The organism is bacterium, from assembly GCA_041648665.1.
GTDB lineage: Bacteria > UBA10199 > UBA10199 > 2-02-FULL-44-16 > JAAZCA01 > JAFGMW01.
This window is the reverse complement of record JBAZOP010000080.1, coordinates 1-13440: the sequence shown is the minus strand read 5'-3', so window position 1 is coordinate 13440 and position 13440 is coordinate 1. Positions and strand designations below refer to the sequence as shown.

The following is a 13440-nucleotide window of genomic DNA, read 5'->3' as shown; positions in this document are numbered from 1 at the left end:
CTGCTTTCAAGCAATATCACGAAGTTGGGCGCGACGATCGGCACGAGCGAGATCGAATCCCTCGCAATCACCAGCGGATTGATCGCCGCCGGCGCGGTGGTGGACGCCAAGGTCGGCGGCAACATAACTAAGTTGGGTGCGACAATCGAGGATGGCGAGATCGTTGGCATGAGCACCACGAAGCTCTCAGGCACCCTGACCAGCGCTCAGATTGCAAATGGCGCAGTGGTGGACGCGAAGATCGCATCCCTCAACGCCGCCAAGCTGACCGGTGCGGTCGCTGACACCATACTCTCGAGCAATATCACAAAACTGGGCACGTCAATACCTGACGCGAATATCGCCTCCGGCCTCAACGCCGCCAAGCTGACCGTAGGCACACTGCCTATCGCACGAATTGGCACCGGAGCCATAACCTCGGGTTACCTCGCCAACGGCGCGGTGGTGGACGCGAAGATCGCCTCCCTCAACGCTGCCAAGCTCACAGGCACAGCTGACGAGTCGATCATCGCCGGCCTCAATGCCGCGAAACTGACCGGAACCGTGGCGGACAGCGTGCTCTCCAGCAACGTCACGAAGTTGGGCACGTCGATCGGCAAGGACGAGATTGAAGACGCCGCCATAGTCGATACCAAGATTGCTGCCGAGGCCGTGACCTCAGACAAACTCGGCGCAAAAGCGGTAACAGCGGGAGCAATCGATACCAACGCCGTGACGTCAGATAGCATCGCCGCCGGAGCTGTCCTGGATTCTCATGTCGGCGGCAACATCACGAAGCTAGGCGCAACGATCGAAGATGGAGAGATCGTTGGCATGAGCACCACGAAGCTCTCAGGCACCCTGACCAGCGCTCAGATCGCGGACGGCGCGATAGTCGCAGCCAAGCTAGGCTCAGGAGCTGTGACCTCACCTTCGATCGCCGCCAGCGCGGTCACCTCAGATGCAATCGCAGATGTCGCCGTGGTGGCGACCAAGCTTGCCAACAACTCGGTGACTTCCGCCAAGATTTATACGGGGGCTGTGACCTCGGTCAAAATCGCTAACGGCGCGATCACCTCTCCCAAGATCGGCGCCCTTGCAGTGACCTCGGCGGCGATTGCAGACAGCGCGGTGGTGGACGCCAAGATAGGCTCTTTGAACGCTGCCAAGCTGACCGGCACGGTCGATGAAGCCAGGATCGCCTCCCTCAACGCCGCGAAGTTGACCGGAACCGTGCCGGATGCCCAGCTCTCCAGCAATATCTCGAAACTGGGCGCGACGATCGGCACCGCCGAGATCGATGCTCTCGCAATCACCAGCGCTTTGATCGCAAACAGCGCGGTGGTGGACGCCAAGGTAGGCGGCAACATCACGAAGTTGGGCGCGACAATCGAGGACGGCGAGATCGTGGGCATGAGCACCACGAAGCTCTCCGGCACCCTGACCAGCGCACAGATCGCAGACGGAGCGATAGTCGCAGCCAAGCTAGGCACAGGCGCGGTGACTTCGGACAAAATAGGCGCCAGCGCGGTGACTTTTGACAAGATCATCAACGGCGCGGTAACCTCGGCCAAGCTCGGCGACAGCGCGGTCACCTCAGCTAAGATCCTCTCAGGCGCGGTAACCTCGGCCAAACTCGCCTCTGACGCCGTGACCTCAATCAAGATCGCCAATGGCGCGGTGGTGGACGCGAAGGTCGGCGGCAACATCACGAAGTTGGGCGCTACGATCGAGGACGGCGAGATCGTGGGCATGAGCACCACGAAGCTCTCAGGCACCCTGACCAGCGCACAGATCGCCGCCGGCGCGATCCTGGATACTCATGTCGGCGGCAACATATCGAAGTTGGGCGCGACGATCGGCACCGCCGAGATAGATGCCCTCGCAATCACCAGCGCCCTGCTATCCAACAGCGCAGTCACCTCGGGCAAACTCAGCGCCAGCGCGGTGACCTCGGCTGCCATTGCCAGCAGCGCAGTTACCTCGGCCAAGATCGCCTCCAGCGCGGTGACCTCGGCTGCGATCGCGGACGGCGCAGTGGTGGACGCAAAGATCACCTCCCTCAATGTAGGCAAATTGAACGGCACTTTGTTAGGCGAACAGATAGGATCGGGCGAGATAACTGCCGATCATATAGGGACGGGCCAGATAACCTCAACTCACCTCGGCGCCGGCGCGGTGACCTCGCCTGCAATAGCCTCCGGCGCGATCCTGGATTCCCATGTCGGCGGCAATATCTCGAAGCTGGGTTCAGTAATTGACAACAACGAGATTCACGAAGGCGCGGTGACTTCGTCTGCGATCGCCTCCGAAGCCGTTCAGTCCTCTCATATCGCCTTTCGCGCAGTAGGCTCTGACGATCTCGATTCCGGCGCAGTGACTGAGGCCAAGATAGCCGCCAACGCTGTCACCTCGGTCCAGATCGCGGACGGCGCGGTGATGAATGAAAAACTTGCCATGGAAGTGATAACATCCGACAAGCTTGCGGAAGGTTCTGTATTCACAGACGCTATATTGACTAACGCGATAATTGCAGGCCATATCTCCTCAGGCGCGGTGACCTCGGCCAAACTAGGCTCAAGCGCAGTTACCTCGATCAAGATCGCTAACGGCGCAGTGACCTCGGCCAAGGTAGGCACCGGCGCGATAACTTCGGCCAAGATAGCCGCCGGCGCGGTCACCTCGGCGGCTGTCTCGAACGGCGCAATCACCAACGACAAGCTGTCCGGCGGAATCACTTCGAACAAGATCGCTTCAATAGACGGCAGCCAGATCACGGCAGGAACAATACGCGGCACAGCGGGGTGGTCGGGAAGCGGCGCTTTCTATCTGTCCACGAGCACGGCATCTATTCCGACCACTGCGCGAAACACCTCCATGCGAGTTTTGATGATGCATTCAAGCAACGGCCGACTGTACAGGGCCAGCACCTCCGCCGCCGACTTGGCCGAGTATTATCCTTCAAAGGAGAAGCTTGAGCCAGCGCAGCTCGTGAGCCTTGACCCGGCCAACCCGAAGAACGTCAAGCTGACGTCAAAGGCGAGGGATAGAACGATGATCGGCGTGGTCTCAACCGACCCCTATGATGTCATGGGCAACCCAGACGATAAAAACGCGACAGCGATCGCACTGGCCGGCCGCGTGCCGATCTACGTGACCGCGGAAAACGGGCCCATAACCATTGGAGACCCGATAACCAGCTCCGACAAGCCAGGCAAGGGCATGCGGGCCGAGATGGGCGATCCGACCCTGGGCCTGGCGATCGAGCCGTGCGACAAGAACGAATGCAAGATCGACGTCATCATATCCCGCAACAACGCAGCCTCGGCCCACACAGGAGAGCTCGCGACGATTATGGAAAAACAGGAGCTCCGGCTGGCGGAGATCGAGCAAAAACTCGCGGAACAGGGGCTTACGCCCAAGGCCGAGGTAACCGAGCCCAAGGACGCCAGGCCGGAAACCGGCATGACCGCCGCGATCCCGGCATGGTGGCTCGTGGTCGTGATCGGGGGCATGCTCGCCATGGCAGGCATCGGTTACGCCGTTGGAAGAAGGCCGCGCCCGCCGCCGTCATAAGACTGAAAAAACCTTTTCTATCTCCATGAAATTATGTTAGTTTTTACGTCCGATGAGGCGGACGACCATCTACATCCTCCTGCTTCTGTGCCTCACCTTCGACGTCTTCGCCAACGTCTACGGCGGGGAATTCGCCTACGACGACTACTACCTGATAACGGACAATCCGGGCGTGCACTCGCTCTCGAATTTTGCCGATTTTTTCACAGACACCTCGCGCATCTCGAACACGGAGATACAGTTCTACCTCTATCGACCGCTCTCCCCCATATCATTCGCCCTCAGCTACGTCGCCTTCGGCCTCAATCCTGTCCCGTATCATGCGATCAACATCCTGCTCCACGCGATCAACGTGGTCCTCGTATTCCTCCTGCTCCGGCGCGCCATGGGCGACGACACAAAGGCGGCTCTGGCCGCCGCGATCTTCGCGGTCCACCCGGCGCAGGCGGAGGCGGTGAGCTGGATCTCCGCCCGTGGCGGTCCGCAGCATCTGCTCTTCATGCTGCTCGCGATGCTCTCGTATCTGAAATGGGACGAAGAAAGAAAGAGGTATTGGCTATATGCCGCAAGCATGATCCTCTATCTCCTCTCCATGCTCACCAGGGAATCCGGGATCGTGCTGCCCGCTCTCATCTTGGCGTGGTGCGCGCTTTCGCCCCGGGCGCACCGGCCGGGGGACCGCAGCAGCTTCAGACAACCCCTCGTCCGGCTGGCCCCGTTCTTTGCCGTGGCCTGTGGCTATATCCTTTGGCACATCCAAATCCTGGGCAAGGTGGGACAGATGCCTCCGCACGGCGGAAGCCTCTTCACCCACGGCCTCGTCGCCATCCGGACGACGGCGGAATATATACGAATGGCGATCGCGCCGGTGGCGCTCACGATCAAGCACATCCCTCCCCCGCTCAAAGAACTCTACGGCCCCTCAACCGGCGTCGCGCTCTGCGCCATAATTCTCGCGATATATTTTCCGCTGCGGCTGAGAAGGCGCTCATGGCTCTACCCTCTGGGCTTGGCGTGGTTTTTCATAACATTGTTTCCCGTCATGAACATCCTGCCGATACAGACCTATGTAAACGAACGACTCCTCTATGCGCCGATCATAGGATTTGCGATTATCGCGACCCATGGCGCATTTGACCTGGGCGCAATCTTCAGACGGCGACGGATTGCGATCGCGCTCCTGTTGTGCCTCGTAGCCCTCTACTCGATTCGGACCGTCGTTCGAAACCGCGACTGGGCGGGCCCCATTCCCTTGTGGCAATCCGTGGCGCGTGAGAACCCGGCGAGCAACGAAGCCATGTACAATCTTGGCGCCGAGAATTACAGGATGGGAAATATCGATGAGGCCGTGCGATATTATCTCGAAGGGATGCGCGGCAACAACAAGGCGGGAATGTTCTCAATGGTCAACCTGTCACTGATCCTGAGGGATCGCGGTCAGATAAAAGAAGCGACGTTCATAAACAACGAAGCCATCAAGCTCTATCCCGAAGGAACCGGCGCTTACATCAATCAGGCATGGATACTCATGCTGAATTCGGGGTATCTGGCGCGGGCCGAGTCTCTGCTGTTGCGCGCCCTTGAGCTGGAGCCGGAATCCTACCACGTCCATGATGCCCTGGCCTATCTCTATGACATGACTGGGCGGCCTGAGTCGGCCGAAAAACACCGGGAAAAAGCTTCTAAGCTCAACCCGATGTTCGGCATAACCGGGGCGGAATAGGGAAGGAGATGCGACGATGAGACACGCAATCTTTCTCGTTATGGCGATCTTTCTCGCTGCAACGACGGCGCCCATCCTCTCGGTCGCGCAGCAAAAGCCGACGCCGCCCGTCATAGACGTGGCCATCCCCGCCCCGTTTCCGGAGGCCAAGGCCACCTTCGATGAGGCGGTCGATATACTCAAGCGTGAGTCGTACAACGCGGGTCTCAACGATGAAATCGCCTACTTCTCAGCGCTCAAAGGCATATTGCGGCAGATATCGCCGGCCAACAACAAGGAAATTTCAACGATATGGCCGCCGGAGACCGACAAGCTGGTGCGTTCGAACATCGCCGGCAGGATCGGCTCCATAGGCATACGCTTCCTGCACGACCCGAACCAGGGCACAGCCGTCGTCTCGGACGTAATGCCCGGCACTCCCGCCGAACGCCTCGGCATGAAGACAAAGGACGTGATCGAAGCCATCGACGGCGTCTCGCTCAGGGGCAAATCCACGAACGAGATCGCCGACATGATCCAGCGCCCGGTCGGGACGCTGGTCTCGCTGGATTTCCAGCGCGGCAAAAAGAAGATGTCCGCAGCCATCGCCTGCGAAGAGATCAAGATCGACGACGTGAGGGGAGAGATGATAGATGGCTTCGGCCTGCTGCGGCTTCGCTATTTCAGCGAGTCCACGGCCGACGACTTCGCGCGCGCGATGGCCGAATTCAAAGAGACGAAGGCCCGCGGAGTGATAATCGACCTGCGCAACAATTCGGGCGGGCTCTTCCAGAACGCCCTTCAGATAGCGGACCAGCTCCTCAAAAAAGACGCGATCGCCCTCTACACCGTGGGCCGCGACGGGAGCCCCCAGCGCTACATGACCGGCTCGGATGGAGATGTGAAAACGCCCCTGGCCGTGCTGGTCAACAGGGAGAGCGGCTCGGCTTCCGAGATCCTGGCCGCCGCCCTGAGGGGAAACAAGCGCGCGGTCATCGTCGGAGAACGAACCATTGGAAAAGCCACTGTGGAAAAAATGGTGAAGCTGAAGAACGGGTACACGATGAAATTCACTACCGCGGCCCTATACGGACCCGACGGCGTCACCTGGCAGAACACGGGCATAGCGCCGGACAGGGAGGTAGCCATGGAGCCGACCGAAGTGGCTGCGGCCTTCATGGAGGAGAACCCGTCCGTGCGAACGGCAAAGGATAAACAGCTGGCCGCCGCCATGGCTGAGCTCAAAAGATGAAAACATACTTCACAACAACGCGCGCGATTGCGCTGCTGCTCTTCTTCCTGGCGCTGGGGGTTTATGCGAACGCGCTGGGCGGCGACTTCATAGGAGATGATTATTATTTTGTGGTTCAAAATCGCGGCATCGAAACCTTCGCCGAGCCGGGGGAGTTTTTTCTGAGCACCGTGCGAACCGCAACAAACAAATTGCAATCCGACGTCTATCGGCCCTTGACCGTCCTCTCCTTTGCGGTCACGCGATTCTTGTTCGGAACGGCCCCCCTGCCCTATCATCTCATAAATAATATCCTGCACGCCCTCAACGCGGTCATACTCTTCTTCCTCTTCCGCAAAATTACAGGGGGAGAGCTGAAGGCCGCGTTCGCAGCGGCGATCTTCGCAGTGCATCCTGTCCAGACGGAGGCGGTGAGCTGGATATCCGGACGCGGCAACGTGCAGTACACCTTTTTCCTGTTGTTGTCTTTTTTTGCCTTTGCGAGATGGCGAGACGGCGACAGAGGCTCACGAACCTTCTATGTTGCAGCGCTCGCCCTTTATGTCTTGTCCATGTTCTCCAAGGAGCACGGGATCGTCCTCCCTGCCCTCCTTTTGGTATGGGTGCTGATCATGCCGCAGAAAATATCGCATGACAGACGCCGCGATTTTCAGGCGCTGCTCCCGTTCTTCCTGCTCGGGGCTTTATTCCTGATCATCCGCACATATATCCTCGGTCAACTGGGCCAGGAAGAGGCGATCGGGGGCCCAGCGCAAGCAGTCGTCGCCGTACAGGCCGCCGCCCGATATCTATGGCTTGCGTTCTTCCCCGCCGGTCTCACCACGGAATACGACTCTCCATTCACTTCCCTTCAGGACCTTTACGGAATCACAAGCGGGTTGTGCCTCTCCTCAATCATTGCGGTTGTCTATATGGCTATTCGCCTGCGCAAGCGCTCCCCCATCTACACCCTGGGCGCGGCCTGGTTCTTCATCGCGATTGCGCCGGTCATTCACATAGTGCCCATCAGGGGATTTCTTGCAGAGCGCTTCCTCTACCTCTCCATAGCTGGCATCTCTCTGGTGATCACGCAGGCTGTTTTCGATCTGGCCCCGCGGCTCCGCCTGCGCAACGCGAATGTCGCCATCCTCTCTCTGATATTGGTTGTCTTCTCGTCCATGACCGTGTCGCGCAACTTTGACTGGCAAAGTCCTTACACGATCAACATGGCTGCGCTGCGTGTCGATCCGGACAACAGGACAGCCTTGTACAACATAGGCGTGGAGCACACGCTCACGCGCGATCAGGATGCGGCCATTGCTTATTTTCTCAAGGCCATGGGAAATTACGGCGAGATAGACATGTACGCGAGAAACAACATAGTGAGATGGTTTATCGAGAAAGGCGACATCGAAAAGGCATTCGCGCTTAACGCCGACAACATGAAACTCTACCCTTATAAATCTCTGCCTTATATCACGGAGGGGGCCCTCTATCTCGGCACGGGTAAATTCAAGGCGGCGGAGGCGATGCTCCTCACTGCCATGAATCAAAATCCCGAGTCATATCACGCCGCCTTTGCCATGGCGGAGCTATGCAGGATCACCGGCAGGCAAGCGGAGGCGGAGGAATACTCGAGAAAAGCCTCTCAGATGAATCCCATAAACGAACTTACCCCGATGGGGCCGTGATGAACATGAAGAGATCGACCATCTACATCCTCCTTCTCCTGTGCCTCACCCTGGACGTCTACGCCAACGTCTACGGCGGGGAATTGCTGTACGACGACTACTACACGGTGCGCGATAACCAGGGGATCCGCACACTCTCAAACCCCGAGACATTTTTCACCGACATATCGCGCACATCCACCCAGGAGCTGCAATTCGACATCTATCGGCCTCTCACGACAATGTCCTTTGCCCTCACCTACGCCCTCTTCGGACTCAACCCTGTTCCGTATCATGCGACAAACATCTTTCTACACGCGATGAACGCCATCCTCGTATTCTTCCTGCTCAGACGAGCCATGGGCAGCGAGACAAAGGCGGCGCTGGCCGCGGCGATCTTTGCGACCCACCCGGCTCAGGTAGAGGCAGTGAGCTGGATATCGGCGCGCGGCAACGCGCAGTCGCTGATGTTCATGTTGTTTGCGATGCTGGCGTATTTGAAGTGGAGTGACCGCAAGAGGTCTTGGTCATTATATGCCGCAAGCCTCATCCTCTATATCTCCTCCATGCTCTCCAAAGAATCAGGCATCGTACTGCCGGCGCTCATCTTTGCGTGGTGCATCTTTGTCCCTTCAGAGGAGAATAAAACCAGGCTCCGGCGGAGCGTTCTAACGCTTTCTCCGTTTGTCGCGGCCGGAATCGTTTTCCTGCTGGTGCGAACCCACATCATGGGGCAGGTGGGACAACTTTCTTTGCACGGAGGAGGTCTCTTCACTCACACGCTCTTCGCCATAAGGACGATGGCCTCTTACCTGCCGATGGCGTTCGCTCCGATCCATCTCACAATAGTCCACTATATCCCGCCATATCATACGCTGCTCGCCCCGTTGACCGGAGTCGCGCTCTCGGCGATCATCCTCGCGATATATTTTCCGCTGCGGCTCCGGAAGCGTTCCTTCCTCTACCCCCTGGGCATGGCGTGGTTCTTCATCGCCCTCTCTCCGGCCGCTAACATCGTGCCGATAAGGACGTTCACCGACGAGCGAATGCTCTATGTCCCTATCATAGGATTTGCGATCTTCATGGTGCAGGGGGCTTATGACGTGGGCGCGCTCATCCCTTGGAGGCGCGCTGCAATCGCGTTCCTTTTGCTCCTCATCGTCCTTTACTCGGTCAGGACCGTAGTGCGAAATCGCGATTGGGCCGGCCCCATACAGCTATGGGAATCGGTCGCGCGCGTCGATCCTGCGAACAGCAGGGCCATGTACAGCCTAGGCTATGAGTATGATGAGCGCGGCCTTGAGGACGCGGCGATAAAATATTATCTCAAGACCATACCGAAGCCCAGCGCCAACGGCCTGTCCGCGATGATCAATTTGGCCAACATCATGGAGGAACGCGCCGAGATCGATAGGGCCATGATCATCAACGAAGAGACGATGAAGCTATATCCGCACAGACCTCACGGCTACATCCTTCAAGCGCGGCTGCTCATGAACTACAAGGGCGACTATGCGCGCGCCGAAGAGCTGCTCAATATCGCCCTCAAGCTCGACCCTGAGTTCTACTATGTGCACGCCTCCCTGGCCGAGCTCTACGACAAGACCTCGCGACCTGAGGAGGCGAAAAAAGAGAGGGAGCAGGCATCCGGTCTCAATCCGGCTTTCGGGATATCGGGGGAGCGATGATAAAAAAGGCGGCAATCATAACCTTTATTATCGGGCTGACCCTGGCCGTCTTTGCCAACACCCTTTCAGGCGAATTCGTGTTCGACGATCCCGACTTCATAACGGAAAATTCAGGCATAAAAACACTGGATAACTTCGGCGGTTTTTTCTTCGACCCGGGCAGGACGACGCGCTCGGACATCCTGCGATACCACGTCTGGCGACCGCTAACGACCATCTCTTTAGCGATCAACTACCGACTCGCCGGTCTCAACGTGCGCCCATGGCATGCCGTCAACATCGCCCTCCATGCCCTATGCGCCGTCTTTGTCTTTTTCCTGGCCCGCCGTGCGCTCGGCGACGAGTTGATGGCCGCACTCGCTGCGGCGATTTTTGCAGTCCATCCGGCGCAAGCGGAGTCCGTGACTCTCATCGCCAGCCGCTCCAACCCTCTCGCGCTGGCGTTTCTTTTGCCCAGCCTTCTTCTCGCGCTGAAGGCGTCGGAGACGACATCTTCCGCCAGGAGATTGTGGCTCATCGCAACCGGCCTCCTACTCTTTGCAGCGGCGCTCCTTTCCAAAGAGTCGGCGATCGTGCTGCCTGTTCTCATCTTCATTTCCATCATCCTCATCCCCGGACAAAAGGCGCGCGCCCATAGGATAGCCGAAATCGTCGTCCCATTCACCATCCTAGCCGGTCTCTATGTCCTCGCCCGGTGGGAGATCATTGGAAGGGTGGCTCAGACGGGCATGCATGGAGGATCACTCGCCTCACACCTGCTCACCATCGTGCAATCGTCGGCGGTCTATCTCAAACTGGCGATTTTTCCTCTGCGCATGACGGTGAGCCATGCGCAGCCGGCCAATGAGGTCCTGTTCGGGTGGCGCAGCCTCGCCGCCTCCGCCGCCCTCTCAGCGGTGTTCTTTGGCGCTATTCGTCTCAGGAAGATATCCACTGTCTATACGTACGGCCAGGCTTGGTTTTATATCTCGCTGCTGCCCGTGCTCAACATAGTCCCTATCAACGCCTTTGTGAGCGATCGCTTCCTCTATGCGCCCCTCATCGGACTGGCGCTCTTCATGGTGCGGGGGATGAACGACCTCTTCGGAGAGCGGCGGCGAACGGTGATCGCGTTGCTCTTGCTCATCATAGCGGTCACATCCGTCAGGACCGCGATACGCAACCGTGATTTTCTCGATGAGACGTCGTTATGGAGCGCCGAGATCGGCATAAATCCTAGGAATGCAAAGGCCATCTACAATATCGGCGCAATTTACCAAAATAGGGGCGAACTGGACTACGCTGCGAAGCGTTACGAGCTAGCCTCGCGCTCCGGCAACGCCGTGGGATTGCTAGCGCGCGTGAGACTCGCTGAGATCGCGCTGGCCAAAAACGACATAGCGGCGGCGATTAAAATCGCGGATGACGCGATCGGCGTTTTCCCTGATTTTCCCCAAGGCTACCTGTGTCGAGCAAAAATACGGCTCGCGGCCGGCGATCCCGCAGCCGCGGAGGCGGACCTCAAGGCGGCACTCGCGGTCGCTCCCTCCTCGGCCACGGTTTGGGATGAGTTGGCTAAGTTCTACGAACGGACCGGACGTTCCGATCTGGCGCTCGAGAGCCGCGCAAAAGCCCAGGAGCTCTTGAAGACTCATGGAGAACCGTTCAAATGAAACCAAAGGAGAAATATGCGAGCGCAAATCGCTCAGAGAGCCTCGCATGGATTGGAGTCGCCGCAGCAGTCCTTTTCGCAGCGGTGATCCGATTGCGTCTTCTGTCGATACCATTGGAGCGCGACGAAGGGGAATACGCATATATCGGGCAGAGCATCCTCCGCGGCATGGTCCCGTATCTCGACGTCTACAACATGAAGCTCCCGGGCGTGGGAGCAGCCTACGCCCTCATCATGGCCCTCTTCGGCCAGAGCACCGAGGCGATCCATTTCGGCCTGTTGCTGGTAAACGCAGCCGCGATCGTCATGGTCTTCCTGCTGGGCAAGCGCCTCTTCGGCGCATATGCAGGCGCGGCGGCAGCGGCAACTTACAGTATCCTGTCGGTGGGTCAGCCGGTCCTGGGCTCGGCAGGCCATGCATCCCACTTCGTAGTCCTCTTCGCCCTAGGAGGCGTACTCATGCTTCTCAAGGCCGCCGATTCCGGCAGATTGATTCCCATAATATGGGGCGGCCTCCTGCTTGGTTTGGCCTTCCTCATGAAGCAGCCCGCGATAATTTTCATAGCATTCGGCGGTCTCTCAGTCCTATGGAGCGAGTCTCGCAGGGACCCGGTCATAAAGCGGCGCGCCGTCGCCGGATTCTCGCTCTTCGTTATCTCGGCGGCGACCCCCTACTTCATCACGGTCATAATTTTTTCTCTGGCCGGGGCCTTCCGGGAGTTCTGGTTCTGGACGGTCACTTACGCGCTCGCCTACGGATCAATGATCCGATTATGGCAAGGTCTGAGCTGCTTGCCAGAGGCGCTGATAAATGTCGTAGCGCCTTCAGCTTTATTATGGATTGCCGCGATCGCAGGGCTTCTAGCACCATTATGGGACGCAAAGGTTCGATCCAAGGCCGGATTCCTCTACGCATTTGTCCTCTTTTCATTGCTCTCGATATTCCCCGGCTTGACCTTTCGTCATCACCATTTCATCCAGGCGCTCCCTGCGGTTTCATTGCTGGCCGGCATGGCGTTTGTTTCCATGGCGCGCGCCTTCTCTCGTTTCACTACCAGGAAAAGGGCCAAGCTCGTTGCAATCATATTTTTTGTCGGCGCTTTGGGTTTAACAGCCATACAGCAACGGGCGTTTCTGTTCACAATGACGCCGATCGAAGCCTGTCGTGACACATACGGCTCAGATCCCTTTCCTGAGTCGGTTGAAATCGCCGAATATATCCGCAACCACAGCGAAGAAAGCGACCGCATTGCGGTCCTGGGTTCGGAACCGCAGATATATTTCTATGCGCGCCGACTTTCTGCCACTCCGTATATCCTCATTTATCCCTTAATGGAATCTCACAAATATTCCCTCAAAATGCAGGAGGATATGATTTCACGCATCGAGGCATCCAAACCCAGATTCATAGTATTGGTGGGAATACCTGAGTCATGGTTCTCGCTGCCGTCTGATTCAAAGCCAATCATAGATCGTTGGTTCAATGCTTTCTGGCCTGAGCGCTATCGAGTCTTCGGGGTAGTTGATATCATTTCTCCTTATCTGACTGAGTATCATTGGGGAGATGATGCTAAGAGACGAGGGCCGCAATCGGAAGATTCCATCATGTTGTTCGAGTTGAATCCCTCTGGGAAAAGATGAGATAAAAATTTGGATCAATTCCCCGGGTTCCCTATCGCCTCGGACGGCGCAAGCGCCGCATTGGAGCGCCCCAGCATATGGAAGAAGTTGGCGCGGCTGCCCGCCACATTTGCCGTGAGAATACCGTCTCCTATAGCGATCATAACGGCGAGGACGGCCACGACGGCAAGAGCTCCTGTCCTGAAACGCAGGAACGAAAGTATCCGGCCGAGGCCGGCGACATAGAGTGCAAGAAAGGGAATGAGGATGCCGCCGATGAGCCGCCCCGAGGAAACGTAAGGATAATCAGGAGAAGGATAGAT

9 protein-coding genes are annotated in these 13440 nt (G+C 57.9%); 7 read left to right on the top strand and 2 right to left on the bottom strand.

Translation table 11 applies throughout. From position 1 onward, the window contains the following. The 6 genes from WC683_16370 to WC683_16345 all read left to right on the top strand — a co-directional run. A partial coding sequence (locus WC683_16370) for a hypothetical protein (protein MFA4974185.1) occupies positions 1–3555 on the top strand: 3555 nt, incomplete at its 5' end. A 52-nt stretch (positions 3556–3607) separates the two neighbouring features. Then, positions 3608–5278, top strand: coding sequence for a hypothetical protein (locus WC683_16365; protein ID MFA4974184.1), 1671 nt, complete (start codon positions 3608–3610; stop codon positions 5276–5278). Positions 5279–5294: 16 nt separating this feature from the next. Then, a complete protein-coding gene (locus tag WC683_16360) occupies positions 5295–6509 on the top strand; it encodes a S41 family peptidase (GenBank protein ID MFA4974183.1) in 1215 nt (404 codons plus the stop codon). Beyond that, positions 6506–8179, top strand: a complete 1674-nt coding sequence (locus WC683_16355; GenBank protein MFA4974182.1) for a tetratricopeptide repeat protein — start codon at positions 6506–6508, stop codon at positions 8177–8179. Before WC683_16360 ends, WC683_16355 begins: the two co-directional genes overlap by 4 nt. Next, positions 8179–9846 (top strand): tetratricopeptide repeat protein, encoded by a 1668-nt coding sequence (locus WC683_16350; protein ID MFA4974181.1) that lies wholly within the window; start codon positions 8179–8181, stop codon positions 9844–9846. The genes WC683_16355 and WC683_16350 overlap by 1 nt, the downstream gene beginning before the upstream one ends. After that, positions 9843–11498: a tetratricopeptide repeat protein gene (locus WC683_16345; GenBank protein ID MFA4974180.1), complete on the top strand. Its 1656-nt coding sequence runs from the start codon at positions 9843–9845 to the stop codon at positions 11496–11498. The genes WC683_16350 and WC683_16345 overlap by 4 nt, the downstream gene beginning before the upstream one ends. 32 nt (positions 11499–11530) lie before the next feature. Here the strand turns inward: WC683_16345 and WC683_16340 are convergent, their stop codons facing one another. Beyond that, complete coding sequence (locus WC683_16340; protein ID MFA4974179.1) at positions 11531–11767, bottom strand: hypothetical protein; 237 nt, start codon at positions 11765–11767, stop codon at positions 11531–11533. On the opposite strand from WC683_16340, the gene WC683_16335 reads away from it, so the two are divergent. Next, complete coding sequence (locus WC683_16335) at positions 11666–13138, top strand: glycosyltransferase family 39 protein (protein ID MFA4974178.1); 1473 nt, start codon at positions 11666–11668, stop codon at positions 13136–13138. The two genes, WC683_16340 and WC683_16335, sit on opposite strands and share 102 nt — an antisense overlap. 14 nt (positions 13139–13152) lie before the next feature. Here the strand turns inward: WC683_16335 and WC683_16330 are convergent. Then, positions 13153–13440: hypothetical protein (locus tag WC683_16330; protein ID MFA4974177.1), on the bottom strand; the 288-nt coding region annotated here is incomplete at its 5' end.

Coding starts and splice junctions, on each gene's coding strand:
- WC683_16365 (MFA4974184.1), top strand. CDS start 3,608: ATGAGGCGGACGACCATCTACATCCTCCTGCTTCTGTGCCTCACCTTC.
- WC683_16360 (MFA4974183.1), top strand. CDS start 5,295: ATGAGACACGCAATCTTTCTCGTTATGGCGATCTTTCTCGCTGCAACG.
- WC683_16355 (MFA4974182.1), top strand. CDS start 6,506: ATGAAAACATACTTCACAACAACGCGCGCGATTGCGCTGCTGCTCTTC.
- WC683_16350 (MFA4974181.1), top strand. CDS start 8,179: ATGAACATGAAGAGATCGACCATCTACATCCTCCTTCTCCTGTGCCTC.
- WC683_16345 (MFA4974180.1), top strand. CDS start 9,843: ATGATAAAAAAGGCGGCAATCATAACCTTTATTATCGGGCTGACCCTG.
- WC683_16335 (MFA4974178.1), top strand. CDS start 11,666: ATGGTCCCGTATCTCGACGTCTACAACATGAAGCTCCCGGGCGTGGGA.
- WC683_16340 (MFA4974179.1), bottom strand. CDS start 11,767: ATGGATCGCCTCGGTGCTCTGGCCGAAGAGGGCCATGATGAGGGCGTA.